The following is a 26,344-nucleotide window of genomic DNA, read 5'->3' as shown; positions in this document are numbered from 1 at the left end:
TTCATCGTCATCCCCGCAAAGGGGGCGACATCATCTCGGAATCAGGGGGCGAGTAATTCTCGGAACAGGGGGGCGGCATCATTTCGGAATGAGGGGGCGGCTTCCCTCGGAATCAGCACTATGCCGTGGTACCCGTACTGCGGGATAATGAGGTTGTTTGGATCGACCCAGCGGGCTTTGAGCTTGCGATCACTCCGTCGGCACATACACTTAGCCGAAAAGCACGCCGGAGCGACTACGCGCTCAACACCGGTTCGGCTAACCCCACCGTGTCACGGCGCTTTCGTCCGGCGTAGTCCCTCGCGGCGTTCCCTAAGAAGCCAAACTTAGCAAATCGACCCAGCCAGTCTTTTGGGCATACCTCTGAAAGACTGGAGCGCGCTCAGTCTCGTTTCCGTCAAACGACGTTCAAAAAGGACTGGACATAACAAGACCGTTCATCAAGCACTGAGGTACGTTCGTCCGGGCCTATCTCCGCGCATCGATCGCTGAACAGGACGCCAACCGCGCTCGCGCCGCGCTGGATGCGTTCGCCGCCTCACATGGCCTCCGGATCGCAGCGCGCTATGTCGAACACGAGAGCGGCACTCGCCTAGCCCGACCGGAGCTTTTTTGACTACCGGACGGGCTGGACAACGACATCGGTCTAGCGGCCCACTGGACCCAACGTGCGCCGCAAGAGCATTGACGAAGCGTGGCGTCCTGCGGGCGTGGCCCAGCCTTGCCGTGATCCTGCGTTGAGCGCCGCGCCTCGATGCAGACTGTGGGACTTACACGAAAAACTTGGTAGCGCTGCATCATGCCAAAGGTAATCATCGCCGATAACGTCAGGCTGCCTCTCGCCGAGCTTTTCGGCGGAAGGCTCAAACAGCGTCGCCTTGCTCACAACATGACGCAAGCCCAACTCGCCGAGCGGACCGGCAGCACGGCCGCCTACATTTCGCAGGTCGAGCGCGCACAGGCCAATCCGACGCTCGATCTCATGGCGAAGATTGCCGAAGTTCTCGACACCGATGTGTGGGATTTGCTTCGTCCGAACAACGACTAGGAACCTAATCACTCCGAATTAATCGCTTCTTGCATCCAAACACGGCGTTGTTCCTTTTACGCTGGCCTCCTAAATCCAATTGGGTAGCAATCGACTGCTTCGAGCAACCGGACAAAGCGGTATCTGGTCTATCGTATGGAGTGTCGGCGTGAGCGATGGTAAAGCGATGCGACGTCGCTTCGGTCTGAGGATCGCGGCGCTGGCAGATCGATCCGGGCTCTCTGTTGAAGTCCTGGCGGCGCGGGCGACACTTTCCGTGCAGCGCATCAAGGATATCATGGGCGCGACGTCAGACTGCGTGACGTTACGCGAGATGACGCTGCTTTCTAATATCCTCATCACCCCCGTCGCTGATCTTCTTGCTCCTTCTGACCCGGTCGGGATCGTACCGTTCGAGAAAGTTGAACAAGGTGGAGCGCGACACGCGTAGCTCCTGGGCGACATCGGTTGCCGTCGCCCCCGGTGACTCCAGCCTCGATTTGATCGCAGGCAGATCATCTGGGTCGAGAAGCCGTTTGCGCCCCCGCGACGCTGTCTCGGGATGTGTTTTTAACCCGTGCAAATAACGATGGTGCCCATCAAGGGCGCGGATCAGCGCGTGAAGCTTGTCGTCAGGTGCGGGTTCGATGACAACGCCCGCCGCTACGATCTCGAACGCGATGCCGCGGCGGAGCATCCGGTCGATAAGGCGGATCAACGTCGGGGTGGAAAGTGTGATACACGACAGATCATAAACCACGACCCTGTCGCCGGCCTCAAGTTGGAGACCGCTGCGTGCGAGCAGATCGCCCAGCTTGTTGAAGCTCTGACGGCCCGCAACGACGATGAGCGCCTCGGAGTTCATGGCGGCCTTCTGATCGTCGATCGTCGCCGATCCTTGGCATTCCGCGAGGAACGCGACGACTTTTCCCACCCCTGCCCTCCTCTCGATGAACGGCGCCAGCGCCACCGTGTGCCGGGCGCGAATTCTGTAGGTCAACCATAGGCTCCGAGCAACACGGTGCGCGTCGAAGACCGGCCTGACCACGCAACCGCCGGCACCCAGGAAGGCCGTTAAAGCGACTCTGCCGAATTTCCATCTTGCGTCATTTTCGTTTTAGAGTTTATTTGGACTGCACCAGATGGACGGAGCATCATGCTTCCAGCGGCACTCACAGCGAAGGCAATCCAGCTCTGCGCAGCCATGGTTGGACCCGCTCAGCCAATCTCGGCGGGGTCCTTTCCGGTTGCCGTGATCAGCGGCGCTACCTTGCTGCGAGAGCCGCAGAACCTCGCGGATGCGGAAGCGACGGTACGCGACCTTCTCGCCCTCAGGGCCGACTTCACCGCGGGTCCGCTCCAGATCGCGGGGCGCCATTTTACGACCTTCGGGGTCACTCCATCGACGGTGTTTGATCCATGCAGTCTCGCGCGTGTCGGCGATGGCGGCCGCGGATCGCCGCTCGCCGGTACCGAAAGCGTATCAGATGTGGTCAGCCTGCTTCGCAAGGCGTTCGGCGCCCGCGTCACCGATACGATCCGACCGGCGAATGCGACATATGGGGCCCGCTACAGCTGGCACAAAGTCGGACAAGCCGTCGACTTCGTGCCGGCTGGCGGCGTCGGGACGATCGATCGTTGCCGGATCCGGGCACTGATGGCCCAGCACGGCATCCGGATCATCGAGCTCCTTGGCCCAGGCGATCAAGGGCATTCCAATCACTGGCACGTCGCGTTCGCCCGCCCGGGACAGACCATAGACCGGACGCAGCACATCGAGGACGGCGAAGACTGGTTCTTGGACGTCGCGCGGAACGGTAGCGGGCAGCAACCCGCCGGAACCAGGCAGCTGGACGCGGTCCCCGAGGGGTCGGTTGCCGAGCCGAGACCTGCGGCGTGGGACGTCTTCGCGACGACCGGTCCTCGTTCGCTTCAAGGAGGTGGATGATGCTGGCACGGACTCTCAAGACGATCTCGCAGAGCGCAGCGGGCGTCGTGATCCCCCTTGCCGGCGTGTTGGCGATCGCGGTGCCACAGCCGGCACGCGCGTCCGACTGGGGTTGTCAGGTCGTTCTGTGTCTCGCGACACCGGGCTCGCCGACGACCTATCCCGCCTGTGTGCCACCAATTACGAAGCTCTGGCAGCATCTCGCGATCGGTGGCGTGTTCCCCAGCTGCATCGGCGTCGGCATCCGGACGCGTCAAACGAAACATGGCTACAGCCTCACCGTCTCTAAGTCAGATGGAACGACGGCACGCTACCAGCTCGACACGCGCTACCAGACGGTGACGTCCCAATGAGCTACGACGTACCGGCCATCATCGCCTTGGCGAAAGCCTGCGCTCCCGAGATCGCGACCGAAGCGATCGTGCCGCTCGTCCTCACCGAGAGCGGCGGCGAGCCGTTGCAGATAAACGTGAACAAGGGTCCCCGTGTTCGCGCAAGAACAGTTCCGGAGGGAGCGGCGCTGGTACGCCGCTATATCGCGGCGGGCTACACGGTCGACGTCGGCCTCGCCCAGATCAACTCAGCAAATTTCACCCGTCTCGGCGTGACGATCGAGAGCGTGTTTGAGCCATGCAATAATCTTCGTCTTGCCTCGGTGATCCTGCAGCGCAGCTACGACACCGCCGCCCGGCATTATTCGGGGTTGGACGCGATCTCTGCGACGTACTCGATGTACAACACCGGGTCCCTCACCCGTGGTCTACGCAACGGCTATGCAGGCCGCGTCTGGTCAGCCGCGGTGAACCTGGGGTCCATTGAAACCGCTCCAGCCCTGCCAGGAGTTGACACTGCTGCGGCGACACGCGCGGCTTCGGCGGCACACCCAACGCTGACAGCCCAAGACCAATGGGTCGTCGGCCCGCTTTCGCCGACCACAGTCACGGTGTTCAAATGAGCGGCGCCAACAGCATCGTCCGGGACGACCGAATGCCTGTGGTTCCAGCCGAGCCGGCCGGCTTCGAGCTACCACCGGCCCTGGCCGGGCGATACGACGTTCGTGTCGTTGACGGTGCCGATGGCGAGCAGCGGATCGGTCTCTTCCGGCCCACTGATCGCGATGGACCCTCGATCGAGATCACGAACGATCGCATCGTTGCGCGAAGTGAGGACGCCGAGACGGTGGCCGCCCTCGTGACAATCGCGCAGCATAGCGGCTGGGATCGCATCGCGGTCGACGGGTCGCCGGAGTTTCGGCAGGCCGTTTGGGAGGCCGCGACCCGCGAAGGACTTAGGGTCAGTGGCTACGATCCCAGCTTCAACGAGCAAGAGCGCGTGGAGCAGGCCAGACGCGCATCGAAGGAGCGCCGCGAGCGCGACGCTCAGCAGGGAGCCGCTGCCCCGCCGCGCATTGACATTGTCGGCGAAACACATCCCAAGGCAGCGATGACTCCGCCGGAGGCGGATGGCCGCGGCGCGCTGCGCGACGATGACGGAAACGCGTTATCGAGCGGCGACCGAAAGCTCCTCCTCACGGTCAGCCGGCATATCGAGGACCGCAAAAGTCTCGATGCGCCCCTGCGTCCAGGCATGGATGCTTTCGATCGCGACGTTCGATCGGAGCGCCTCGATCATAATCGCGAGGCAGTAAACACGTCTCTGGAGCGCGCCCTCGAGAGCCCAACGCTGGCTGCGGCGTTCGAGCAGGTGGGATACGGGCCGGACCGGTTGCGCTCACTGGACATGGTCGACGAAAGCCATGGCGAAATCGCCGACGCGATCGCTCGCGTGCGATCGGGGATGCACCGCGAAACCCCTCATCTAGAGGCAAGCGAGCCACAGCGCGCCACCAGCGCCATTGCCGATGAACTAGAAGACGCCGCCCGCACGAAGCATTCGGCCGCCGGCAGCGGAACGCTGATCGACCGAGAGCCGACTGTCGGGGAACGTCAGGACCGCGACGCGAGTGCGAGACAGCGCGAGAGCGAAGAACTGGCGGAGATCTTTCTGAACGGGACCATCGATCGCGTCTCGGCCGATCCACGGCTCGCCGGCGCGCGCGAGGCACAGGCCGCGATGGAGCTCCATATCGGCGAGGTCTTCGGCGGTGATGCGGGCCGCATGGCAACCGCTAACCTCGAAAGCCGACAGATGATTTCGGACGTGCTGCGGCGGGGGTTCGAGGTTTCAGTGCGTGAGCCGACCCCGGTTCGACAGGTCGAGCCGATCCAGATCCGATCCGACATGGAGCGGTAGAGCTAGCGATGGAGACCCCTATGAAGTTTACGTCGAACATGGGCAGGCTGATGTCCGATCGTCGTGCCCGGCAACTGATCGGCGTCGCCGGCATGATTGCTCTCGCCGCGATCGCGCAGCCGGCACTTGCCCAGAGTAGCGGAACCGCAATCGAAGGCGGGCTCAACACCATCAAGGACTGGATGGTTACGGTTGCCGGCGTCGTCGGTGTGATCGCGGTCATGGCAGTCGGTTATGCGAAACTAACGGGCCGCATGGACTGGGGACGCGCCGTCACCGTGCTGATCGGCATTGGCATCATCTTCTCGGCGACGACGATCGTCGGCTGGATGAGCTCGGGTGGCTGAAGCCGACAAATTGGCGGAAGATAAGGTCTTCCTCGCCTTGACCAGGCCGTCGGTCTTCATGGGACTGCCGCTCGAGGCGATCATGCCGATCATCATGGTCTGCATGGTCCTGTGGGGGATCATGCATAACCCGTTCTATCCCCTGGCATTGTTCGGCGCGCTCTACTTCCCGGCGCGGATGGTCGTCCACTACGACTACAATGCCTTTCGGTTGTGGGGCCTTTGGTTCCAGACGGTTTTCCTGTCGAAGAACCGGAAGTTCTGGGGTGGCGGGAGCTATTCTCCCGTCCGCCTCGGGAAGGCCGTTAGACGCAAGCAGTTCGGCAATGACTGACACCCGGCTGCAGCACAAGCGCGTTGCCGTGCGCGAGACGGACGACGTCAAGTTCATCCCCTACACCCGGCACGTCGACGACACAGTCGTAGCCCTCGAAGACGGCTCGCTGATGCGACTATATCGCGTCGACGGACGGCCCTTCGAGACGAGCGATATCGCCGACCTCAACACCTGGCACACCAAGCTCAACATCACCTGGCGATCGATCGGTGACGATCGTGTCGCATTGTGGACGCATCTCGTTCGAACAGCGACCGATCCGGTCCTCGGCGGTGACTTCCATTCGGATTTCGCCCGGCGGCTGCAAGATCGCTACTCTGAGGCGTTGAGGGAGAAGGTCCTCTACCACAACGAGTTCTATGTTGCGGTCATCGTGCGGCCATCGAGCATGGCCGGCGACCAGGTAGCGCGCTTCTTTGGACGACGGAGTAGCCCCGACGAACTCGACACGCGCGCGTTGGCGATCATGGCGGACAAGTGCCGCGACTTTGAAACGCTGCTGGCGGACGCCGCCCCCGAGCCACTGTCACTCTATGAACATGACGGCATCCTGTTCTCGAAGCCCATGGAGGTGCTGCACTTCATTCTGACGGGCGACCGCATCCGCGTGCCCCTGCTGGATGGCCGTCTGGGACAGGCGCTGTACCAATCCCGCGTGGTGTTCGGCCGGGAAGCGGCCGAGATCCGGCTGCCGCACAAGTCGCATTATCTCGGGATGTTCGGCGTCCGCGAGTATGTCGCGAGCACGCGAACAGGGCAGTTCAACAGCCTGCTCAAGCTCGATTTCCCCTTTGTGCTGACGCAGAGCTTCGCCCCGCTGGTAAAACAGGCCGCTAGCGAGCGCTTTTCCAAGAAATACAAGCAGATGACGTCGTCGGATGATGCCGGCGTCAGCCAAGCGATCGAGCTTCTGGACGGCCAGGACGAACTCATGGCGAACAGGTTCGTCATGGGTGAGCATCACCTGTCGATCTCGGTAATCGACGACGATCCGAAACGGCTGCTCGAGCGGCTATCGATCGCGCGCTCGGCCGCGGCGGATACCGGGATGGTCATGGCGCGCGAAGATGTCGCGCTCGAGGCGGCGTTCTGGGCACAGCTGCCGGGCAATTTTCGAATGCGGGCACGTCCAGCGGTGATCAACAGTCGCAATTTTGCTGCGTTGAGCCCTTTCTACACGTTTCCTGCAGGACGCCGATCGGGCAACCATTGGGGTGAGGCGGTCACGCTGCTTAAGACGCGCGCCGGGTCGTCCTTCTGGTTCAACTTTCATCGCGCCGACATCGGGCACACGCTGATTATCGGCCCGACCGGTGCGGGGAAGACCGTGCTGCAGAACTTCCTTCAGGCGCAGCTCGAAAAGACCGGCGCACGGCAGATATTCTTCGACAAGGACCGCGGCGCCGAAATTTTTGTCCGAGCCTGTGGAGGCACCTACCTGACGTTGCGCAATGGCGAGCCAACCGGCTTTGCGCCGCTAAAGGGGTTGCCACCTACTGCGGAGAATATCGCCTTCCTCCGTCAATTCGTCCGCGTGCTAGTTCGTCGTGAGAACCGGCCACTCACGGTTGCCGAAGACCGTCTCATCGATGACGGCATCGACGCCGTCATGCGGCTTCCCTCATCCGCTCGCTCAATGGGCGCGCTGCGCGAGATGCTCGGCTACGCGGACGCCGAGGGGATCGGCGCCAGGCTCGAGCGGTGGTGCCAAGGCGGATCGCTAGGCTGGGCCTTTGACGGCCTGGTCGACGAGGTATCGTTGTCGGCACGGTTCGTCGGCTTCGACATGACGCAATTCCTCGAGAACCCGGAGATCCGCACGCCTACTATGCTCTACCTGTTTCACCGGGTGAACGAGCTGCTCGATGGACAGCGGGTCGTCGTCGATATCGACGAGTTTTGGAAAGCGCTGCAGGACGAAGCCTTTCGATCGTTCGCGCAGGACGGACTGAAGACCTTCCGCAAGCGCAACGCGTTCATGGTCTTCGGCACGCAGTCACCCGCGGACGCGCTGCGCTCTCCGATCGCCCATTCGATCATTGAGCAGACGGCGACCAAGATCCTCCTGCCCAACTCGGATGCGAAGCGTTCCGATTATTGCGACGGGCTGGGACTGACGGAAGCGGAGTTCCGGCTGATCCGCGAGGATCTGACGCCGGAGAGCCGCTGCTTTCTCGTCAAGCAGGGCCACACCTCCATCGTTGCCAAGCTCGACCTCGGCGGCATGCCAGATGAGCTGAAAGTCCTGTCCGGACGGGCAGAGACCCTGATCGCCATGGATGAAGCGATCGCCGTCGCCGGCGACCATCCAAACGACTGGCTGCCACTATTCTACGTTAACGAGAGGAAAAGCTGACATGCGGATCAAACGGACCTTGCTCGGCCTCGCAGCATCGGTCGGGGTGATCGGACTCGCCGCGCCCGTCGCGGCGCAGGGCATCCCGGTGTTCGACACGACGACGTATCTCCAAGCGTTGCAGACCGCCCGTCAAACCCTGACCATCGTCGACCAAGGAAGGCAGCAGATCCAGACGGCCGCCAACCAGTTACAGTCGCTGCAGAAGCTCACCAACATGAGCGAGATCGCCTCGACCCTGAACCTGCCTCAGGTGCGCAACCTCCTCCCCGACGCCAATACCGACGCAGCAACGTTGCTATCCGGCAACCTTTCGAGGCTGGGGCCGCTCGGCAACCTCGCCTCGAATATCCAGGCAAGGTACCGTCTTTCAGGAACCGGATCGTCCGACGCGGACGCAGCCTATGATCTGGCGTTGCGAAACGGCACGGGGGCCGCAGCGACGACCGCGGCACTCGGCGAAAACACCCTGAACGTGACCCAAGCACGGACCCAGGGCCTCGATCAGCTCCGCCAGCAATTGGCGAGCGCCCGCGATCCGAAGGATGTCATGGACCTGCAGGCGCGCATCGCGGTCGAACAGGCGCAGCTCCAGAACGATATGCTCAAGATGCAGGCGGTCCAGATGGCCCAAGCCGGTGCGGCAAATCTGGCCGCAAGTGCTGCGCTGGTATCCGCAGGCCGCAACGAGTCAGCGTTCTTCGAGGCCAACACGATCCGGAGGTAACATGCGTCGGTTCATTTCATTATGTGGGCTACTGACCGTCTGCGCGTGCCAACAGCAAGTCTCCATTCCCACCGCCAAGCAACTTATCGCCGATCGATCGCTGCTGACCGAGTGGCAGGGCAAATGTGACACTGGCGAATACAGCCAGCTTTCGCCGGCGCGAAAGGCCGAGTTCTGCGCGACCACGCAGGAGGCCACCATCTCCGTCGCACAGATGCAGGCGGGCAAGAAGGATTCGGATTTCTTCAAGGCGAACACGCTGAGGAAGTGATGCTCGTGCGGTGTCGGTTCGCAATATCAGGACGGGTTTAGCATGGCCGCTCCCAACATCATGACGTTGTTCACGACCATGTATGGGTACGTGGAGAGTGCCATTGCCGGTGCCGTCGCGACCTTCGGTTCGGGCCTTGTGAGCTTCGTCGCGGCGCCGCTTGCACTTGCGGCCACGATCTACTTCCTGTTGCTCGGCTTCGCTGTCCTGCGGGGTGCTATCCAGGCGCCACTCCGGGAGCTCGTGTTCCAAGCTGGAAAGGTCGGCTTCGCGCTCGCGGCGGCCAGCGCGGTCGGCTATACGACCTTTGTCGTCAACATCGCGACCGACCTGCCAGCCCAGATCATCGCGGCAGGGTCGGGGACGCCAGTCACCAATCCGGGCACGACGTTCGATACCTATGTTGCCGACACCGGCAAACTCGGTCAGCGAATGGTCGACGCGAATACAAAGGTCCAGGCGCAGGCTTCGCGCGGCCTGACTGACTTCCGGACGCCGCTCATTCAGCTGACGTGTTCATTGGTCACCTATATCTGCATCGCAATCCTATACGTCTTTGCGTTTCTGTCGGCGTCGATTGGTTTCTGCATCGTCATCTTCGCCAAGCTGTCCGTTTCGATCTGCGTTGCGCTCGCGCCACTTGCTCTTGCCTGCTTACTGTTCAACTCCTCGCGGTGGCTGTTCGATGGCTGGTTGAAGCAGACCACCAACTTCGTTCTCCTGATGGTCATCATGGCGATCATGACGAAATTCATCACCGGCCTGCAGGAGGCCGCGATGGACGGCATCCTGGGTTCAATTGGCGACGGTACCATCTTTGTCACCACCGAGAATACGTATCTGACACTCAGCGCCGGGGTCATGGTCGTGGCGACGATCTCCTGCTCAGCGATCTATATCGTCGGCTCGATCTTCTTTTTTCAGTCCCCCGCCATCGCCTCGGGGATCGCCGGCGGCGCCTCGTCCAGCGGCCATGGCTTTCTGATGACGGGTGCGAACATGATGGCCAATCGCCTGATGTTCCGGCGCGCGACCCAGGCTGCCACTCCAGCCAATCGGGCGGCGAGCGGCGGTTCGATCAATCGCGCGGCATGACCATAGCGATGAGCATCGTCCAGATCGGATCCAGGCCGCTGGATCCAGCATCACCAGCATTGGAGATCGTATGAGAGGCTTAGCCCTGGTGGCGATCGGCACGATCGCGCTTAGCGGATGTGCCGGCGCGCAACTCAAGAAGCCGGCGGTCTGCGACGGCAAGCATCGACGGCCAGCGAACGCCTACGGCAGCGTTCTTCCGACGCTGCCGATCCCCGTGCCTGTATCGCAAGCGGCGGCACGATCAATGATCGCCCCGCCATCCGGCTCCGCGCCACCGCAACAGCCTGCGTCTGCCCCCGAGATCCCGACGCTACGAGGCTCGGGCACGCCTTCCTCATCGTCGGGCCGCGAGATCCTAGGTCCGGCGGCCAAGCCCCGCCTGTCAAACCGGATCGTCGCTCGATCCTACCTTCCATGCTGATCAGGGGGACGACGCCATGCCGGCGGTGAAGGCCGAGAAGAAGGACGAGTATTTTCAGACGTCACGGACCTGGGAATACGATCGCTTCCGCGCTGCCGCAGGACGCGAGAAGCTCGCTTGGATCATCGCGGCAGTCGCGGTGGTATTGGCGATTGTCGCGGTGGCCGCCGTCGCGATGCTGACCCCGCTCAAGACGGTTGATCCGTTCGTGATCCGCGTCGACCGATCCTCGGGTGAAACCCAGATCGTCACGGCCCTGAAGGGACCGCAGCCCCGCACCTACGATGAGGCGGTCAATCGCTACTTCATCGCGCAATACGTCCGGCTACGGGAGGGCTGGCTCAACGATGCAGCACGCGAAAATGCCTATGCCGTCATGCTGATGAGCGATCAGAACGAAGCACAGCGTTATCTGAACAGCGTCCAGTCAAGCAACAGGAATGCACCGTCCAATATTTATGGTGACAAAGGCTTCGTATCGATTTCGATCCGGTCGATCAGCTTCCTCAGCCAGACCGTCGCGCAGGTCCGCTATTCCAAGATCATTACCTACGGACAGAGCGCTCCCATCGCACAGAATTGGAACGCCATCCTGACCTTCAAATTCACGACAGCCCCCGAGCATGAGAAAGATCGCAACATCAATCCGCTCGGCTTCCAGGTCGTCAACTATCGCTCTGATCCGGAGGCGTGACATGAACGAGCCATCGAACTCCCGGGTGAACCCGGATCGTGTCGTCGTCCCGTTCCTTCCGGCGCTGCGTCGGAGGGTCGAGGAGCGGCTGTCGCCTTCGATGAGCAAGCTGACCGTGACGAAAGCGGGCGCGACGAGCCGGTTCTGGCGAGGGATTGGAAGGATATGGCATCGGCTAGTCGCCTTCTCAGCGGTCGGGCTCATCGCGTCGACGATGATCCCTCGTCCCGCGACCGCCTCTGAGGTCCCTCGCCCGGGGTCGAAGGACACCCGGTTGCGAGACGTCAATTACGATCCCGATCAGGTTGTCTCGATCGTCGGCAGTTTCCGCCATGCCATCGAGATCCGATTTGGACCCGGTGAGACGATCACGCAGGCGGCGCTCGGGGATACGGTATCGTGGCAGATCGCGCCGGTCGCCAACATCGTGTTCCTGAAGCCCCGGGAACGCGCCGGGCCCACCAATTTGATTGTCGTCACCAATGCGGCAGGCGTGGCTCGCACCTATCACTTCAATCTCTCGTTGGGGACGGCCGGCACGATGTACGGCGTCCGCTTTCGTTATCTGCGCGAGGAGCGCGCGGTCGCCGCTTTGCAGGCTCAGGTCGCAGAGGCGCAGGCCGCCAAGGCGATCGAGTCTGGTATTACCACAGCGGCGCTCGACCATGCCGTGATCGAGGGTCAGCGGAACCTGAACTATACGGTGCAGGGCGACGTGGCACTGCAGCCTAGCGAGGTATCGGACAACGGTGAGTTCACTGTTCTGCGATATCCGGGTCATGCCGACGTTCCGTCGATCTTCGCGGTCGACGTCGATGGTACCGAAACCATCGTTCCCTACGACGTGCGCGAGGATTTCGTCGTGATCCATGCGGTGTATCGGGAGTTGCGGCTCCGTCGCGGCACCGCCGTACTGTGCATCTTCAACGAGGCCCCTCCCCGCAACGTCCGGGGTGACCGGACCGGCACCGTGTCCAACGTCGTCGAGCGCAAGGTGAAGGACCAATAGCATGGCCGAGACCATCATCGATCGTGGCGGGTCGATCGGCCCCGAGCCGATCGCATCGCAACAGCCGGACACCATGGTGGCGCGTAGCGGCGGCTGGGGGAATATTGCCCTTCTGAGCGCTGGGATAGGGCTTGTCGGCGCAATTAGCGGCATAGCCATCGGGTACGGTGCCTTTCATCGACCGGTGAACGCGACCAACGCTGCCGCGCCTGCGAAAGCTAGCGATCGCAGCGTTGACGAGGTGATGGCCAATCCAAATGTCCAGCGCGCCGCGCTCGCCAATCAGCTCGGCCAACCTGGCGCTCCCGCAACCGATATCTTCGGTCGTCCCATCACGCCGGCGACACCGACGGTCGACGCGAGCGGCAATGCGAATCCTGCGGCGGGTGTCGTGGCGAACCAGGGTCCGACCGCAAGTGGCCAACAGACGCCCGCTCAGCGCCGCGCGGAACAGGCAAGGATCATGGCGGATGCAGCGCGCCGATCGCCGATCATGGCGTTCGGTGCGACGGGTCCGACCCCCGAAACATCCGGATCGGCAAATGACGCGACGAGAGCTTCGCAGGATCCCGGTGGGGTCCAAGATGGCAGCGACCTCCAGACCGGGCGGTCGATGGTCGCTCGTCGTGATGTCGGCGCGAGCGGCTTCAATGACCAAGGCGAAGGCACTGCAACGGCAAAGGGCGCTACGGACCTCGGCGACCAGCTGAGCCATTCCGGCATTCAGACGGTGCGCGCGACGATGGTGGGCGACCGCAGTCTCCTCCTCAGCGCCGGAACCGTCATCCCTTGCACGCTGCAGACGGCGATAAACTCGACGCAGGCGGGCTTTGTGTCATGCGTCATCAATCACGACGTCTTCTCGGAAAACGGCCGCATCGTGCTGCTCGACAAAGGCACGAAGGTGCTCGGCCAGTATGCAGGCGGGATCACGCAAGGTCAGGCGCGCCTTTTCGTTCTCTGGACCCGGGCACTCACCCCTCGCGGCGTCGCGATCAACCTTGGTTCGCCGGCGTCTGACAGTCTTGGGCGCGCGGGATTGCCGGGCGGGGTTGATACACAATTCTGGTCCCGCTTCGGCCTTGGCCTCGTTATTTCGGTCTTGGAGGACGCCTCCAACATCGCGAGCCGGGCGGTTCAAGGGGAAGGAACCTATTCGACGCAGGTTCCGGGCAACACCGCCAATACCGTTCTTCAACAGACGATGCAGATCAGGCCCGTCTTGAAGAAGAACCAAGGCGATACGGCGGCTATTTTCGTCGCGAAGGATTTTGACTTTCGGTCGGTCTACGAAGTGCGCCTGAGGCGCTGATATGGCGTCGGGTTCAGCCTCGCTGCTCTACGCTCATAACGCGGCGCCGATCATTCGCCATCTGGAGCGCGCCGACGTCACAGAACTCGTCATCAACGAGCCCGGCCTGATTGGACTGGAAACTCGCGCGGGTTGGGAGTGGCACGAGGAGCCTTCGCTCGACAGTTCGTCTTTGATGACGCTCTCGCGGCTCATCGCCGGCTGCACCAAACAGGATGTCAGCGCTGAGTATCCGATCGTATCATCGGTCCTTCCAGGCGGTGAACGAGCGCAGGTCGTCGTTCCACCCGCAGTCGAGCAAGGCTTCATCTCGATCACGGTACGCAAAGCATCCGGTGTCTCGATGGACCTCGACGATTTCGATCGGGCCGGTCTTTTCAGTGAGGTGCGTGCCAAAGGGCTTCACGAGGAGATCGATGCGGCGTTGCTCGCGCGGCGCGCGGCCGGTGATTGGAAGGCGTTCTTCCGACTGGCCGTGGAAGCGAAGAAGAACATTCTGATTTCCGGCGCCACAGGATCGGGCAAGACCAGCTTTTCGAAGGGGCTCATCAAGCTGATCCCCGACCATGAGCGGATCCTGACGATCGAGGATACGCGCGAGCTGGTCGTGCCGCAGCGCAACCGCGTCCACATGATGTACGCCAAGGACGGCAAGGGGCTGCAGAAGGTCGGGGCAAAAGAGTTGCTGGAGTCTGCCCTTCGCATGCGCCCTGATCGCATCCTCCTCCAGGAGCTGCGCGATGGAACGGCGTTCTTCTACCTAAGGAACGTCAACAGCGGTCATCCCGGATCGATCACCACCGTCCACGCCAATACGGCCGAGGGCGCGCTCGAGCAGCTCACGCTCCTGGTGAAGGAGTCGGACGGCGGAAGCGACCTCGACCGCCATGACATCAGAGCATTGCTGCGGTCGCTGGTGGACATCGTCGTGCAAATGGACCGGCTGCCCCCGCGAGACGGGCAGCCTGCGCGCTATCGCATGACGGAGGTGTGGTTCGATCCGGCGGGTAAGCCGCGAGACTGAGGAGGGTCGCGCGTGAGCGGCAAGTGGGTCCGGAGCAGCGAAGGGTCGCAACCCGGCGCAATCATCTTTCTAACGGTGATCGGCCTTGCGTTCAGCGCGGCGATCGGAGCCGTCGCAGTCCTCTGCCGCGCGCATCTTCTCAGTGCCAAGACACCGTGGCTGAAGGTCCCGGCGGCCCTGTGGTCGATGCGTGCCTATCCGATCATCTACAAGCCGTTCATCGTCGGTTTCGGGATCGGACTGGTGCTCACCGGATTTCTGATCGCGTCTTCGCTCTTCCGGCGGCAGACCCTCCATGGCGAGGCGCGCTGGGCGCGGCCGGGCGAGGTTCGCAAGGGCAAGCTGCTCGGCAAGGCAGGCATCGTCCTGGGCAAGTTCGGCGGAAAGGTGATGCGCTTCGACGGATCCGAGCACGTGCTGCTCGAGGCTCCGACCAGGGCTGGCAAGGGCGTTGGCGTCATCATTCCCAACCTGCTCGACTGGCCCGACTCCCTAGTAGTTCTCGATATTAAGCAGGAGAATTGGGACAACACGGCCGGCTATCGCCTGAAGGAGCTGGGCCAGCGTGTCGTCCTGTTCAACCCGCTTGATCCATCCGGACGGACGGCTCGCTACAATCCGCTCAGTTATATCGATCGTCGCAATCCGGTCGAGGTGATCAACGAACTGCAGAAAATCGCGGTCATGCTGTTCCCCGATCCGCTGACCGGCGACAAGTTCTGGGCCGAGGGGGCACGTACGGCGTTTCTTGGCGTCACGGCCTATATCGCTGCGACGGCCGACGATGGCGAAGACGCGCTCCCCTTCACGTTCGGTGAAGTCTACCGGCAGTTCGCAGCTGGCGACGCGCAGCGACGGTTCCCGAAGATCATCGAGCAGCGCAAAGCGACCGGGAAGCCGCTGTCTGGGGGCTGCGAATCTGCCATCCGTGATTACACGTCGTCGTCGGCGAACACGTTCACGGGGCTTCGTCAGTCGGTGACGGCCAAGGTCAATGCGTGGCTGAACCCCTATGTCGATGCCGCCACTTCGGAAAGCGACTTCGATCTGCGCGACTTCCGAGATGAGCGTATCTCGCTGTATCTCGGTGTCTCGCCCGACGACCTCGATCGCGCCGCGCCGATCTACGGCTTGCTGTTCCAGCAGCTCGTCGACCTGAATGTGCGCGAACTGCCAAAGGGAGATCGGCACCGGGTGAAGGTGCTTCTCGCGCTCGACGAATTCGCCAGCCTCGGCAAGTGCTCCGTCCTGGCGAACGCCTTCAGCTACGTCGCCGGCTATGGTCTCCGGCTGCTTCCGGCCTTCCAATCGATCGAGCAGATCCAAGGCGTCTACGGCGACAAGGTGGCGGCCGACATCGAACGCAATTGTGCCGTGCGGCTCATCCTCCGCCCGGCAGGGCTGTCCGATGCGAAGAATATCTCCGAGCAGCTTGGCACGTACACGTTCAAATCACGATCGCGCTCGATAGGGACCTGGGGAGGCGGGGGTGGCTCCACGTCGCTGTCCGATCAGCGCCGCCCGTTGATGCTTCCCCAGGAGGTTGAAATGTTGCCAGAGGACGATCTCATTGTCTTTCGGCGTGGCATGTATGCGACCTATGGCAAGAAGGTTCGATACTATGCCGAGAAGAAGCTCGCGGCACGCACACGGATCGCGCCACCTGCCATGCCGATGATCCGGCTCGATCCCGCGGTGGCCCGCAATAGCTTGAGGGTCATTCAGGCAAGCGAGTCCGGCGCGGAGGACGCTGCTGCGATTGCCGCTTCCGGCCTCGCGTCGCCGAATTCAACCCATGGGAGCTCTGATCAACGGCGTACCTTGCTCAGTCGTACCGCCGTGGACGCAGCCTTGGCTGTGCCTCCAAGCGCACGAACAAAGGAGCTGTTCGATCATCTGATCGCACTCAACATTCGGGTCGCTTAGTTTCTCGGCAATCGCCGATGGCCAGATAATTAGACCCTCAAAGATCAGCATGGGCGACGCGATCCCACACGCGGTCATTCACGACTTTTCTTCGGCCCGAGCTTCTTCATGACCGCGGGCCAGGTCAGCGATTACACCGGTGCGGCGGCGCTGCTCGACGACCCGCACAAGGGCGCAGTGGCTGCTCAGTGATCGCGGCTATGACGCCGTCGGGTCAGGAATGCTCTTAACGCCAAGGGCATTAAACCCGGCATCCCGCGTCGAAGGTCGGGTAAAGAGTCGCTCAGATACGACTAAGCCGCATCGAGATCATGTTCGGCCGTCTGAAGGACTGGCGCCGTGTCGGCTCCCGCTACGATCGGTGCCCAAACGCCTTTTTCTCCGACGTCGCCTCGCGGCCACCATCATCTCCTGGCTGCGATCAACGAGTCCAGACCCTAGCTACTCCCCCCAGCTAGGTCGATAGGACGCCAAGTCGCACCGTTTCGCTTCGCGAACCGTGAAAAGCTTTCCGGAGTGTGACGCTCGATCACGTTGGCTTCATAGTCGACTACAACGAAGATTGGGTCTGCGGCGTTCGGGACCACGTCGCCCACGGCAAGCAAATAGGAATGCGTCAGCCCCCCGTAGAACTGCATGGTGATCATGACACAGCCAGGTTTTTCGCCCTCCGGTGTCTTGGTGGCGACCAGGAGCAGATGATGGTGTGCGAGCACCGGGAAAGCTTCGGTAAATTTCTTGGCTTCCTCGATCGAAAGCTGAACGACGCTGCCAGTTCCGTAGCGCGCATAGTCTCGGGCGCTGGCAAATGCTGGCGTCCGAACAGCTGCGTCTCCAAACAGATGAGCACAGACGTTTACGCCTATTTTGACCAGCACTCTGTCATAGGCAACGGGATCCATGGTCTGGCGAAGATGGATTCCGGGCGTGTCGGTACTGATTGAGGTGGCGTCAGCGGGGACGACGAGCTTCGGGTGGTTTTGACGGATTAGGGTTAGCAGGCTGGCGACAGCCTCGACATCTTCCGCCCGGCAAGTCATCGCCCCCCTGCCCCTACGAAAGACACGCGCGGTAAGAGTTCCGGTTGTTTCGGTATTTGGGTACTCGAGCGGCTCGAGCCAGACGGCCCCGCGCGGCGCTGCTGCGGCGCTGTCGACCTCGCCCGGCTGGTAAGCGACGCCGTCCCAGCGCAAGAAAGTCAGACGGTAACGCACCTCGACACCGTCCCGCAGCTTTTCACAAAGCGTAAGCAGGTCGGCGAGTGCCCCAGATCGCGAATCAACTCGTTCGCCGACGCCGCGTCGGTCGCGCTGACAGTCATCCGTTCGGGCGGTACGTAGTTCACTTGCGGCCAAACCATTGACTGGCCTCCGCTGCCAAGCTCCTGTTCAAGAAGCAGACCGGACTGTGGATCATCAAAGTAACTGACCGGCGCGTAAATAGAGGGCGCGGCAGTCCTTTTGCCCCGCTTTCGTGACCGGGTCTGCTTGAACAAGCGGGCGATCGCCAGAGGAGAGGCGCGCATTACCTTCGTTTCCATGGGAGAGAAAACGTCAGTATTGCAGACCCCGCAGACGACATCCTTCAGCAACCACTTGCCGTCGTCACCGCCCATGCCCGCCGGGACGACGTGCTCTTCAGTATAAGGGCCGTCGGAAGGACAGTAGATGCAGGTCACGCTTGATCTCCGTGGTGAGCAAAGCTTGTCGGTCGTTCCGTGCAGTCTCGCCTGCCGTGCCGACAACGCTTACATCCAGACAGCGCAACCGATTGAGATCCGTTTCAACACCCAAGCGCTCAGCCCGACAACGCCATCTCGATCCTGTCTTCGCTCCAGTAGGGATCGATGAACGGACACTCGTAGCTCGGGCCGACATGATCGAGCTTAGCGGAGGCGAAGAAGCCTCTGGCGGCATCGTGGAGCGTTTCGGGAATAATTAGGAACGCCGGTTCCGTCTCTGCAAACGGTAGGTCGCCGACGTGTCGCCACTCGCGCTCCCACTCGAAAAGGTAGGTCGAGACACCATAGGTGCCGGGCAAGTCCACAAAGGGCGCCAAATTCCAGACCGGAGCGGCCGGATCGCCGGCTGCGCTATGGACCAGGGCATTGATCGCCTGCGCCTGCGGCGTATCCTTATAGGCATAGAGGATCGGCCCGCCGCCTCGCTCGACCAGAAACTCCTTGCGAAAGCCGATCCCGTGCTGACCTCGCGCGTCAGCCAGGCGCTTGAAGTGATGAAGCGGCACCTCACTAAAACAGACCGAGCGCTTGGCGTGCGGAAGATGGCGTCCGGCACCGAACGCCTTCATCGCGACAATGCGCCGCTCGTACAGGATCGCAATTGCGTTATCATAGGCCGATTTGAACTTAGACTCCTTGGCGAAGTGGACTACGTATTTGGACATGTCCTTCCATGCAGGATCAATTGTGCCGATCAGCGGCATCGCAGGGGCCATGGGCTAGGCGAACCGGAGCGGCATCGTGCAACTGCCATGGCTTACCAAGCTCCTCGCGCGACGGTCGCCGGCAGCCGCAGGTCACGAACCAGCCCGTCATTGCTGCCGATCGTCAGCGATGGCTTCTGCTTACCTCGACGCGTGCCGAACCATGTTTCAGCGATGTGGATAATATCGGTGTTGATAGGCCGGTCTAGGACGTGATCGATCAAGCGCTCGCTCAGCTCCGGATCGGGCATCGTAAAGTAGTCGCCGGCCTTCTTTAGCTGGTTGAGGTCGGGTGCTTCATCGGATAGCCGCTTCTGCAACATTCGGCGTGGAATGGCCACTTCCTGCTGCACGTCCTGGAACGCTTCTTGGTACAAGCGAGACATGAAGTCGATCACGTGGGTCTCGGTTTGGACCCACATGTGGAAGCCGTCTTCGTCGAACTCTACGGTACCTCCCCCATCCCGCCCGAAGAACATGACCTTCTCGGGTTCGACGCATAGCGCAAAACCTCCGGCTACCGCCCTGGCCGGTATCTTGTAATGCTTGTTCAAGATTAAGGCGCCGATGCAGGCAAAGAGCGTGCACGCCTTGCCGGGATTGCCCTCGTCCTTGATCGTGCCGTGGATCACCTGATGGATGCGGTTGAACTCGGATAACGGAAGCAGAAAAGTGCTCATACAGTCTTATATGTGATCGCCCCAGGCCAGTGCCTAGAGCTGACGGCTTCCTGCGGCACTGACGAGAACCGGCAGATTTCGAGAAGCGGGTGTTTTGGTTCAGTCCGACCGATCTCACAACGCTGGCTGCCTCTACTTTACAGGCGGCCTGAGTTGGCTAGCGTGGCCCGGGAGGGGAATGGCTTGGCACCTGAGATAGATAGTGATGACTTCGCACGGCGCTTCGCGCTGCGACCTGGTCAGCTCATGTGGTTTCTGGGCGCGGGTGCGTCTGTCTCTGCGGGCGTGCCCACCGCATGGGACATGATCTGGCAGTTCAAGCAGATCCTCTATGCGGCGCAGCGGCGGGTGCCGCTTTCGACCATCGCCGACACCGGCAATCCGAGTGTGCGTGCGTTGCTCGACGCCCATGTCAGCGGATCGGGCAGCTTACCAGTCCCCGGTGCTCCGGACGAATATGCGGCGCTATTCGAAGCAGCTTATCCCGCCGAGAAGGACCGTCGAACGTTCATCGATGGCATGATCGGCGGCGCAAAGCCTGCTTATGGCCACCTAGCGCTCGCTGCCCTGCTAAAGGCGGGGCATGCTCACCTGATCTGGACCACCAACTTCGATCACCTCGTCGCGGATGCCTGCGCACAAACCTATGGCACCACCAAGTCGCTCAGCGTCGTGGCCCTTGATGCGCCTGATCTGGCAGCCGAGCAGATTGCAGCGCAGCAATGGCCTATCGAGGTCAAGCTGCACGGCGATTTCCGGTCCCGCCGGCTCAAGAACACACCCGACGAGCTCAGGCAGCAGGATGCACAGCTCAGAGAGGTGCTCGTCGATTCCTGCCGCCGATCCGGTCTGGTCGTCGGGGGGTATAGCGGACGCGATGCGTCCATTATGGATGCGCTCGAGGCAGCACTCGAACGCCCCGGCGCCTTCCCGGGAGGCTTGTTTTGGCTGCATCGCGGCGAGGAGCCACCCTTCGAACGCGTCAACCAGCTGCTCGAACGCGCCCAGGCGGTTGGCGTCGACAGCGGGCTGGTCCGTATCGAGAATTTGGACGAAGCGCTTCGCGATCTCGTGCGTCTGTTGCCTGACCTCGACTCGACAGCGCTCGACAGCCTGGGTCAGAAGCAACGCTGGTGGACAGCCGCCCCGGCGCTGACCGGCAAACATAACTGGCCTCTCGTCCGACTAAATGGGATCGAGGTCGAATCCATACCGACAAACGCCCGCCGCGTCGTTTGTGGAATTGGTGGGGCGGCAGACGTCCGGGATGCAATACTCGCGGCGAAGGCTGATCTGATTGCTACCCGCACCAGCGGGGGAGTCATTGGGTTCGGCTCGGACCAGGAGTTTCGCCGCGTCTTCGCCCCCTACGATATCACGGACTTTGATCTGTCCGTCTTTGAGGATCGGCGACTGCGTTACGATTCCGGTGAACGAGGCCTGCTGCGAGAGGCGCTGGTTCGTGGGCTGTGCAGTGTACATGGGCTTGATGCCCAGCGGCGGCGCAACGTCCATATCCTGGCACCGCACGACCCGGCAGATGAGCATTGGGGGTCGCTGCGCAGCTTGGTGGGACCGCTCCAAGGTCGGATCGACGGCGGCAAGGTACGATGGCGGGAGGGAGTAGCGGTCCGCTTGGATTGGGCGGACGACCGCTTGTGGCTCTTGGTTGAGCCCCGGATCGATACGGACGACGATGGCTCAACCGCAAGCCGGGCCAAGGCGGCCGACTTTGCGCGCGAGCGAACAGCGCGCCGCTACAACCGGGATGCGGATAAGCTCATCGATTTCTGGACGGGACTGTTTGCCGGAGAGAATGTGCGGGCACTGGGGATTGGAGATGGGATCGACGCTTCGTTCGCCGTCGGGCGACGAACCGCGTTCTCGTTCAGGGTGACGCCATGAGCAGCGAAATTTCGCCCCACGTCTGGTATCCGGAGCCGGAACTCCTCTTCCATCCTGAGCGCAGCGGCGATCGAGATATTCATCCGCTACGCGGCCTCAAGAGGTTTGGTCCCTTTTCCGCCTCGCAGGTGCCCAGTCCCATTCGGGTTGCCACCATTGCGCCGGCCGGAGAGTCCACCCGCCTGTTCGGCTTCATGCAAGAGCTCCACCGGACGTTTTCGCCACGTGAACGAACCGATTATCTTCCCGAGTGGCCGGGCTTCTCGGCCGTGTTCAACACGCGGGTAACCGCGGCACCGGCCAAGTGCCGTGTCGAACTTGAGCCGGCACTGGACGCCGATCTCGCCGCGAGCCCGGCGCCGCATACTCTGCTGGCCGACCGCCTTATCCAAGCAGTTCGCTGCTTGGAGGCGTTTCGCACGGAGTTCGACGTTCTGTTCGTCTACCTGCCCGATCGCTGGGAGGCCGCCTTCTTCGGCCACGACGATGACTTCGACCTGCACGACTATCTGAAGGCCTTTGCAGCAATTCGCGGGATGCCGATCCAGATCGTGCGTGAAGGGCGCGCGCTCTCCTATTCATGTCGAGCGAGCGTGATGTGGCGTATCGGCCTCGCAATCTATGCCAAGGCTGGCGGCATTCCTTGGAAGTTGGCTGACACCAAGGCGGAAACGGCCTTCATCGGCATTTCCTATGCCGTTCGTAATGACGACAGCGGTAGTCCACGTTTCGTAACCTGCTGCAGTCAGGTTTTCGATGAGGACGGCGCCGGATTAGAATTTATCGCGTTTGATACCAATGAAATTCAGGTACAACGGGAGAACCCGTTTTTGTCTCGTGCCGAGATGTTCCGAGTGATCACGCGGTCGCTCGAACTCTACAGGCGACGACACGGGGGACGCTCACCTCGACGCGTGATGATCCACAAGACCACCGAATTCAAAAGCGACGAGATCGCTGGTTGCTTCGAAGCGCTACCGGTCTGCGAAGCGGTCGATCTCATCCAAGTCGTTGATGAGGTCGGGTGGCGTGGTGTCTGGTGGGAGCAGGACCCCAACAATCCACGCCGCAATCAGGCCGCCGCATATCCGGTCAAACGGGGAACGCTGGTACAGCTCGGCCCACGAGACGCGCTGCTTTGGATACACGGCGCGGTAGACGGCTTGGGCAAGCGGCCGCACCTTCAGGGCGGGCGGGGAACTCCCAAGCCGATCCGGCTTGTGCGCCACGCCGGACATGGCTCGTGGGATGACACGGCTATGGCGGCATTGGCGCTTTCCAAGATGAATTGGAACAACGACGGACTCTACGATCCCCTACCCGTGACCATGAGCTACGCCAAGGTCCTAGCGCGGGTTCTTAAACGAATGCCCCGCTTGGGGAGTACCCCGTTTCAGTTCCGCTTCTTCATGTGACGCGCTCATTGACATGTGGCGCACGGCTTCAGCGTCTCTTCCTCAGATTGTACGTGATTCAAAGCTATCGATCACGGAGTATTTCTTCCCTCGCGCCGACGTTCTTCGGATCAGATGCCAACTCAGGTCTGTCGCCGACACTCAGGCGATCTGAAATCGTCTGATGCAACGCAGCCAATCCGCTTGCTAGGCTCTGCTCAGGCAGCGCAACACCCTCCCGCCTTGCCGCCGCCATGATGTCCATCGCACCAGCGAGCTCCGGCTCAGCGTAGAGCATTGCGCCCTCCCCCGCTTGCCACACCTCGACCAGCGCCTCGGACCGCGCGCGCTGCGCCTCGGCCGATCGGTCCGCCGCTATTGTCGAGCGCGGCAATGGCGGCATCACAGCACCTCGACGCTCCAGTTCGTCGCGGGTGATCGCAGCCAACTTGTATCGCAGACGGCGGCCTGCGCGATCGTCTGTCGGTGACGGGCGGTACTGGCTAATCAGAAGAGCGGTCAGCGCCGCAGTATCGACCGTCCGCGCCTTCTCCCGCCAATCCACGATGGCGCGGCGGGTTGAAGTGCGGTCTGCGGGTTGGCTGATGACGAAGAGCTCGAGCAGCGGATCGTCGAGGACATCGGCCGGCAATGGAGCGGCGTTGCCAGCGGCCGCGGCATGCGCCCAGCCCGCGACCTGCGCAACACGGGCGAACCCCTCCCCCATCTCGCCCCGGGTCTCGGAGACTTCGGACGCGAGATGCTCGAGATTAGGCTGGAGGTCCGTCGCGATGGCCTGCGCAGCATCGATGGTCTCGAGCCTTGCAAGGATGTCGGCCTGATTTGCTTCGAGGCGCTTGCTGCGTTCGCCGATCTCTTCGACCTGGTCCTGCATCAGTGTCAGCGCGTCAAGAATGGCGGCTAGGGCGGCAGTCTGACTGACATCGCTCATCGCGTCGGCCCTCCCCTACCAGGGCTTCGATCCCGCTCCCGCTCGCGGGCCATCCGCGCGCGTTCTCGCTCCTGAACCTGACGCATTACCTCGTCGATATCGGTCGGTGCGGTTGCCGGATCGTGGCGGGTGATTGGTGTCCGAGTTTCCTCCTTCTGCCGCTCGGGGTCGACGGGTTCGGGCGAGCGGACCGCATCCGTCTGATCGCGAAGACGACGTGCCTCGATCCGGTCCCTCATCGCGCTGGACCGGGCGATCGCGGCGGCGATCGGGTCCGCTGGCGCATCGCTTGCCTCCGCTTCGAGTCCACCAAGTCGGGTGTCCAACGCCCGCAGCACGCGGAGCGTATGGGCGGCCTGGATGGAGTTCGGTTCGGGGTCGGGCAGAACCTCGACGAACCGTTGCAGGCTTTTCGCGACCGTCTGGTTGACGACCGACGGGGTGGCACTGAGCTCGGCGATCGACTGCAGATAGGCGTCCCTGACGACGGCCTGTTGCTCGGTAAGGATAGCCCGAACCGGATCGGCTGTGGTCGCGTTCGCGAAGCGTTGTGCGCGCGCGAGGCGGTTCGTGTCGAGCCGCGGTACCTGGCCGTTTGCTCGCACTTTCCTGGCAGCGATCGGCTCATGCTTGGGGTCTACCCCCCTCGCCTTCGCCGGCGTCGCATTCGCCTCTATGCCGCGGTCGCGCAGCTTCTGGGCGAAGCGCTGGCGGTAGCGGAAGAGGTCGTCACGGGTGGGGTGAAAACGTCGACCATCATGGTCGCGCCGTGCGAAGGTCAGGTGAACGTGCGGATGATCCCGGTCAATGTGGAGCGACGCGACCCAGGACCGGTTCGCGAATTCCTCCCGCGCGAAATCCAGCGCGGCCGCCTTGAGGCGTTCGGGATCGGTACCCGATGGCATCGAAAGGATCATCGATAGCGACGTCGCGCCCTTGCGGCGGGCATCGTCGCCCATCTCCCATTCCTGCCAATCCTGCGCGAGCTCCTGCATGGCGCGTCCGTCACGGAGCACCTCCTCGTCGCTCGTATACAGCGCCAATTGCTTGTCGGTGCCGTGACCAAGGCGACTGATGTAGGCGAAATTGGCGAGCACGTGCCCGCTGCCATGCTGACGTCCCGTGATGCGAACGAGGACCTCGGGGACCCGGCGTGCGGTTCGGTCCATCGTCGCGATAGCGCGACGACTGACGGCGCCTTGGGCGCCCGCACCGAATGCCTGCTTCGTCGCATAAGGTTGGCGACCGCCACCCGGTCGGCTCGTGGCCTTCGGGAACATGGAGGCGACCGCGAGCCTCAGCATTGTTCCGCCCTGCTTTGCTGGTGGAGGCGACCCGCCCCCGCTGCCGAGCCTCTGCTTCTTCGCTGGCGCGAAGATCCCCGCCATCGTGTCGAGCGTGCCCGGCGACAGGTTGAGGCTCACGCGCGCGGTGCTCCGAACGCGCCGGTCCAATACGCGACTTCGCCCCCGACATAGGCGGACAGGCTGCGCCGAGTGGCGTGCAGAACGATCTTCAGGTCGGCGCACGTCTCCAGAAAGGGTTCCGCAATCCGCGCGATGTCGAGGCTGCTCTCGGGCTGGTTGGCGGCATTCATGGCATGGACCGCCTGGTTGATGTTGCGGCCGATCAGAAGGATCTGCTTGCGGACTTTTCCGACCTCCTCCTTCATGGCCGGGCATAGCCGGAGCTGCGCGGCCTTGTCCCAGAGCTGCCAGCGCAGGGCGCGTTTGATCCACTCGTTGCGGGACAGGCCGAGCGGCGCGCCAACAATATCGATCGCCTCGATCTCGCGCCGGTTGAGGCGGACCGTCACCCGGACCTGCTCGTCTGAATGACCCTCGTGATCGAGCCTACCTGCCGCCCCCGCGATGGGCAGGTCATCATGTTCCGACGCAAGCACCGTGCGCGTGAGGATCTGCGCGATCCAGGCGCTCCGGGTCTGGCCATGGGCGGCCGCGACGCGGTCGATCTCCGCGATCAGATCGTCCTTGAGCCGAAGACTGATCACCACTTTCAAAGCCCCGTGCAGCGGTGCCATCGAGCCAATGTATTACATTGGTGCCAGATGGCATATCCTGCCATCCCTCATAATTGATCCACCCTCGTACAAAAACCAATTAGATGGAGTGAAATCACTCCAGACGCGGAGTGGGCTGTATTGCCGAGGTTATTGCAAGCACATGGACGCCTGATATGTTCGACAGTCGAACGGCCT

General features: G+C 62.2%; 26 protein-coding genes and 2 pseudogenes. 20 read left to right on the top strand and 8 right to left on the bottom strand.

The genetic code is table 11. The features are described 5' to 3' along the window. Positions 1-478: 478 nt before the first annotated feature. Together ACP7A3_RS20075 and ACP7A3_RS20070 are read left to right on the top strand one after the other, a co-directional pair. Positions 479-616, top strand: a pseudogene (locus tag ACP7A3_RS20075) (recombinase family protein); the annotation flags it as partial. A 183-nt stretch (positions 617-799) separates the two neighbouring features. Beyond that, complete coding sequence (locus tag ACP7A3_RS20070) at positions 800-1,048, top strand: helix-turn-helix domain-containing protein (protein WP_043061479.1); 249 nt, start codon at positions 800-802, stop codon at positions 1,046-1,048. 304 nt (positions 1,049-1,352) lie between these two features. Here the strand turns inward: ACP7A3_RS20070 and ACP7A3_RS20065 are convergent, their stop codons facing one another. Beyond that, positions 1,353-2,027 (bottom strand): Hin recombinase, encoded by a 675-nt coding sequence (locus ACP7A3_RS20065; protein WP_240456340.1) that lies wholly within the window; start codon positions 2,025-2,027, stop codon positions 1,353-1,355. A 156-nt stretch (positions 2,028-2,183) separates the two neighbouring features. Between ACP7A3_RS20065 and ACP7A3_RS20060 the strand changes: the two genes are divergently transcribed. The 16 genes and pseudogenes from ACP7A3_RS20060 to ACP7A3_RS19985 all read left to right on the top strand — a co-directional run. After that, positions 2,184-2,975 carry a hypothetical protein gene (locus ACP7A3_RS20060; RefSeq protein ID WP_061780301.1) on the top strand — a complete coding sequence of 264 codons (792 nt, stop codon included), beginning with the start codon at positions 2,184-2,186 and terminating at the stop codon, positions 2,973-2,975. Beyond that, a complete protein-coding gene (locus tag ACP7A3_RS20055; RefSeq protein ID WP_043061496.1) occupies positions 2,975-3,328 on the top strand; it encodes a hypothetical protein in 354 nt (117 codons plus the stop codon). The genes ACP7A3_RS20060 and ACP7A3_RS20055 overlap by 1 nt, the downstream gene beginning before the upstream one ends. Continuing rightward, positions 3,325-3,930 carry a lytic transglycosylase domain-containing protein gene (locus tag ACP7A3_RS20050; RefSeq protein ID WP_043061480.1) on the top strand — a complete coding sequence of 202 codons (606 nt, stop codon included), beginning with the start codon at positions 3,325-3,327 and terminating at the stop codon, positions 3,928-3,930. The genes ACP7A3_RS20055 and ACP7A3_RS20050 overlap by 4 nt, the downstream gene beginning before the upstream one ends. Continuing rightward, entirely contained in the window at positions 3,927-5,228 is a 1,302-nt protein-coding gene (locus ACP7A3_RS20045; RefSeq protein ID WP_061780302.1) for an LPD7 domain-containing protein, read from the top strand. Before ACP7A3_RS20050 ends, ACP7A3_RS20045 begins: the two co-directional genes overlap by 4 nt. Before the next feature lie 20 nt (positions 5,229-5,248). Next, on the top strand, positions 5,249-5,575 hold the full coding sequence (locus ACP7A3_RS20040) for a TrbC/VirB2 family protein (protein WP_052814291.1): 327 nt from the start codon (positions 5,249-5,251) through the stop codon (positions 5,573-5,575). Then, the gene (locus tag ACP7A3_RS20035) at positions 5,568-5,909 is read left to right on the top strand and encodes a type IV secretion system protein VirB3 (RefSeq protein ID WP_082049400.1); all 342 of its coding nucleotides are present in this window, start codon (positions 5,568-5,570) and stop codon (positions 5,907-5,909) included. Before ACP7A3_RS20040 ends, ACP7A3_RS20035 begins: the two co-directional genes overlap by 8 nt. Continuing rightward, positions 5,902-8,268, top strand: coding sequence for a VirB4 family type IV secretion/conjugal transfer ATPase (locus ACP7A3_RS20030; protein ID WP_043061483.1), 2,367 nt, complete (start codon positions 5,902-5,904; stop codon positions 8,266-8,268). The genes ACP7A3_RS20035 and ACP7A3_RS20030 overlap by 8 nt, the downstream gene beginning before the upstream one ends. A gap of 1 nt (position 8,269) precedes the next feature. Further along, on the top strand, positions 8,270-8,995 hold the full coding sequence (locus tag ACP7A3_RS20025) for a type IV secretion system protein (protein WP_426256975.1): 726 nt from the start codon (positions 8,270-8,272) through the stop codon (positions 8,993-8,995). A gap of 1 nt (position 8,996) precedes the next feature. Beyond that, positions 8,997-9,266: a hypothetical protein gene (locus ACP7A3_RS20020; protein WP_043061485.1), complete on the top strand. Its 270-nt coding sequence runs from the start codon at positions 8,997-8,999 to the stop codon at positions 9,264-9,266. A 42-nt stretch (positions 9,267-9,308) separates the two neighbouring features. Continuing rightward, entirely contained in the window at positions 9,309-10,361 is a 1,053-nt protein-coding gene (locus ACP7A3_RS20015; protein WP_241769379.1) for a type IV secretion system protein, read from the top strand. A gap of 440 nt (positions 10,362-10,801) precedes the next feature. Next, a complete protein-coding gene (locus ACP7A3_RS20010) occupies positions 10,802-11,479 on the top strand; it encodes a virB8 family protein (protein ID WP_043061486.1) in 678 nt (225 codons plus the stop codon). Next, a complete protein-coding gene (locus ACP7A3_RS20005) occupies positions 11,409-12,488 on the top strand; it encodes a TrbG/VirB9 family P-type conjugative transfer protein (protein WP_243403070.1) in 1,080 nt (359 codons plus the stop codon). The genes ACP7A3_RS20010 and ACP7A3_RS20005 overlap by 71 nt, the downstream gene beginning before the upstream one ends. A 1-nt stretch (position 12,489) precedes the next feature. Further along, positions 12,490-13,800 (top strand): type IV secretion system protein VirB10, encoded by a 1,311-nt coding sequence (gene virB10, locus ACP7A3_RS20000; protein WP_061780303.1) that lies wholly within the window; start codon positions 12,490-12,492, stop codon positions 13,798-13,800. A gap of 1 nt (position 13,801) precedes the next feature. Beyond that, positions 13,802-14,824, top strand: a complete 1,023-nt coding sequence (gene virB11, locus ACP7A3_RS19995) for a P-type DNA transfer ATPase VirB11 (RefSeq protein WP_043061310.1) — start codon at positions 13,802-13,804, stop codon at positions 14,822-14,824. A 12-nt stretch (positions 14,825-14,836) separates the two neighbouring features. Next, the gene (locus tag ACP7A3_RS19990; RefSeq protein ID WP_061780304.1) at positions 14,837-16,750 is read left to right on the top strand and encodes a type IV secretory system conjugative DNA transfer family protein; all 1,914 of its coding nucleotides are present in this window, start codon (positions 14,837-14,839) and stop codon (positions 16,748-16,750) included. Between the two features lie 102 nt (positions 16,751-16,852). Continuing rightward, positions 16,853-17,216 (top strand): annotated as a pseudogene (locus ACP7A3_RS19985) (transposase); the annotation flags it as partial. On the opposite strand, the gene ACP7A3_RS19980 reads toward ACP7A3_RS19985, so the two are convergent. From ACP7A3_RS19980 to ACP7A3_RS19965, 4 genes are all read right to left on the bottom strand, one after another. Continuing rightward, the gene (locus ACP7A3_RS19980) at positions 17,188-17,964 is read right to left on the bottom strand and encodes a hypothetical protein (protein ID WP_043061311.1); all 777 of its coding nucleotides are present in this window, start codon (positions 17,962-17,964) and stop codon (positions 17,188-17,190) included. The pseudogene ACP7A3_RS19985 and the gene ACP7A3_RS19980 overlap by 29 nt on opposite strands. Then, positions 17,949-18,428 carry a hypothetical protein gene (locus ACP7A3_RS19975; protein ID WP_043061312.1) on the bottom strand — a complete coding sequence of 160 codons (480 nt, stop codon included), beginning with the start codon at positions 18,426-18,428 and terminating at the stop codon, positions 17,949-17,951. Before ACP7A3_RS19975 ends, ACP7A3_RS19980 begins: the two co-directional genes overlap by 16 nt. Positions 18,429-18,547: 119 nt before the next feature. Then, the gene (locus ACP7A3_RS19970; protein WP_043061332.1) at positions 18,548-19,195 is read right to left on the bottom strand and encodes an abortive infection system antitoxin AbiGi family protein; all 648 of its coding nucleotides are present in this window, start codon (positions 19,193-19,195) and stop codon (positions 18,548-18,550) included. A 53-nt stretch (positions 19,196-19,248) separates the two neighbouring features. Then, positions 19,249-19,875 carry a DUF2026 family protein gene (locus tag ACP7A3_RS19965; protein WP_426256976.1) on the bottom strand — a complete coding sequence of 209 codons (627 nt, stop codon included), beginning with the start codon at positions 19,873-19,875 and terminating at the stop codon, positions 19,249-19,251. Between the two features lie 183 nt (positions 19,876-20,058). On the opposite strand from ACP7A3_RS19965, the gene ACP7A3_RS19960 reads away from it, so the two are divergent. Beyond that, positions 20,059-21,780, top strand: coding sequence for an SIR2 family protein (locus ACP7A3_RS19960; protein WP_221235832.1), 1,722 nt, complete (start codon positions 20,059-20,061; stop codon positions 21,778-21,780). Beyond that, positions 21,777-23,195, top strand: a complete 1,419-nt coding sequence (locus ACP7A3_RS19955) for an argonaute/piwi family protein (RefSeq protein WP_043061314.1) — start codon at positions 21,777-21,779, stop codon at positions 23,193-23,195. Before ACP7A3_RS19960 ends, ACP7A3_RS19955 begins: the two co-directional genes overlap by 4 nt. A 64-nt stretch (positions 23,196-23,259) precedes the next feature. Here the strand turns inward: ACP7A3_RS19955 and ACP7A3_RS19950 are convergent, their stop codons facing one another. From ACP7A3_RS19950 to ACP7A3_RS19940, 3 genes are read right to left on the bottom strand one after another with little or no spacing between them, the layout of a single operon-like run. Then, a complete protein-coding gene (locus ACP7A3_RS19950) occupies positions 23,260-24,126 on the bottom strand; it encodes a hypothetical protein (RefSeq protein ID WP_116462766.1) in 867 nt (288 codons plus the stop codon). Beyond that, entirely contained in the window at positions 24,123-25,550 is a 1,428-nt protein-coding gene (locus ACP7A3_RS19945) for a relaxase/mobilization nuclease domain-containing protein (protein ID WP_241769347.1), read from the bottom strand. The genes ACP7A3_RS19950 and ACP7A3_RS19945 overlap by 4 nt, the downstream gene beginning before the upstream one ends. Beyond that, positions 25,547-26,167 (bottom strand): ribbon-helix-helix domain-containing protein, encoded by a 621-nt coding sequence (locus tag ACP7A3_RS19940; RefSeq protein ID WP_217498064.1) that lies wholly within the window; start codon positions 26,165-26,167, stop codon positions 25,547-25,549. Before ACP7A3_RS19940 ends, ACP7A3_RS19945 begins: the two co-directional genes overlap by 4 nt. Between the last annotated feature and the right edge of the window lie 177 nt (positions 26,168-26,344).

The organism is Sphingomonas sp. DC5200-1, assembly GCF_049897245.1.
Classification (GTDB): Bacteria; Pseudomonadota; Alphaproteobacteria; order Sphingomonadales; family Sphingomonadaceae; genus Sphingomonas; species Sphingomonas aquatilis.
The sequence above is the reverse complement of the archived record's forward strand: the minus strand, read 5'-3'. Positions and strand labels throughout refer to the sequence as shown.

What these genes read in the sequence shown, in the direction of transcription:
- ACP7A3_RS19950 (WP_116462766.1), bottom strand. Translation starts at nt 24,126, where the DNA reads ATGAGCGATGTCAGTCAGACTGCCGCCCTAGCCGCCATTCTTGACGCG.
- ACP7A3_RS19965 (WP_426256976.1), bottom strand. Translation starts at nt 19,875, where the DNA reads ATGAGCACTTTTCTGCTTCCGTTATCCGAGTTCAACCGCATCCATCAG.
- virB11 (WP_043061310.1), top strand. Translation starts at nt 13,802, where the DNA reads ATGGCGTCGGGTTCAGCCTCGCTGCTCTACGCTCATAACGCGGCGCCG.
- ACP7A3_RS20030 (WP_043061483.1), top strand. Translation starts at nt 5,902, where the DNA reads ATGACTGACACCCGGCTGCAGCACAAGCGCGTTGCCGTGCGCGAGACG.
- ACP7A3_RS20060 (WP_061780301.1), top strand. Translation starts at nt 2,184, where the DNA reads ATGCTTCCAGCGGCACTCACAGCGAAGGCAATCCAGCTCTGCGCAGCC.
- ACP7A3_RS19955 (WP_043061314.1), top strand. Translation starts at nt 21,777, where the DNA reads ATGAGCAGCGAAATTTCGCCCCACGTCTGGTATCCGGAGCCGGAACTC.
- ACP7A3_RS20025 (WP_426256975.1), top strand. Translation starts at nt 8,270, where the DNA reads ATGCGGATCAAACGGACCTTGCTCGGCCTCGCAGCATCGGTCGGGGTG.
- ACP7A3_RS20045 (WP_061780302.1), top strand. Translation starts at nt 3,927, where the DNA reads ATGAGCGGCGCCAACAGCATCGTCCGGGACGACCGAATGCCTGTGGTT.
- ACP7A3_RS20070 (WP_043061479.1), top strand. Translation starts at nt 800, where the DNA reads ATGCCAAAGGTAATCATCGCCGATAACGTCAGGCTGCCTCTCGCCGAG.
- ACP7A3_RS20020 (WP_043061485.1), top strand. Translation starts at nt 8,997, where the DNA reads ATGCGTCGGTTCATTTCATTATGTGGGCTACTGACCGTCTGCGCGTGC.
- ACP7A3_RS20005 (WP_243403070.1), top strand. Translation starts at nt 11,409, where the DNA reads ATGAGAAAGATCGCAACATCAATCCGCTCGGCTTCCAGGTCGTCAACT.
- virB10 (WP_061780303.1), top strand. Translation starts at nt 12,490, where the DNA reads ATGGCCGAGACCATCATCGATCGTGGCGGGTCGATCGGCCCCGAGCCG.
- ACP7A3_RS20040 (WP_052814291.1), top strand. Translation starts at nt 5,249, where the DNA reads ATGAAGTTTACGTCGAACATGGGCAGGCTGATGTCCGATCGTCGTGCC.
- ACP7A3_RS20055 (WP_043061496.1), top strand. Translation starts at nt 2,975, where the DNA reads ATGCTGGCACGGACTCTCAAGACGATCTCGCAGAGCGCAGCGGGCGTC.
- ACP7A3_RS19970 (WP_043061332.1), bottom strand. Translation starts at nt 19,195, where the DNA reads ATGCCGCTGATCGGCACAATTGATCCTGCATGGAAGGACATGTCCAAA.
- ACP7A3_RS19940 (WP_217498064.1), bottom strand. Translation starts at nt 26,167, where the DNA reads ATGGCACCGCTGCACGGGGCTTTGAAAGTGGTGATCAGTCTTCGGCTC.
- ACP7A3_RS20010 (WP_043061486.1), top strand. Translation starts at nt 10,802, where the DNA reads ATGCCGGCGGTGAAGGCCGAGAAGAAGGACGAGTATTTTCAGACGTCA.
- ACP7A3_RS20015 (WP_241769379.1), top strand. Translation starts at nt 9,309, where the DNA reads ATGGCCGCTCCCAACATCATGACGTTGTTCACGACCATGTATGGGTAC.
- ACP7A3_RS20050 (WP_043061480.1), top strand. Translation starts at nt 3,325, where the DNA reads ATGAGCTACGACGTACCGGCCATCATCGCCTTGGCGAAAGCCTGCGCT.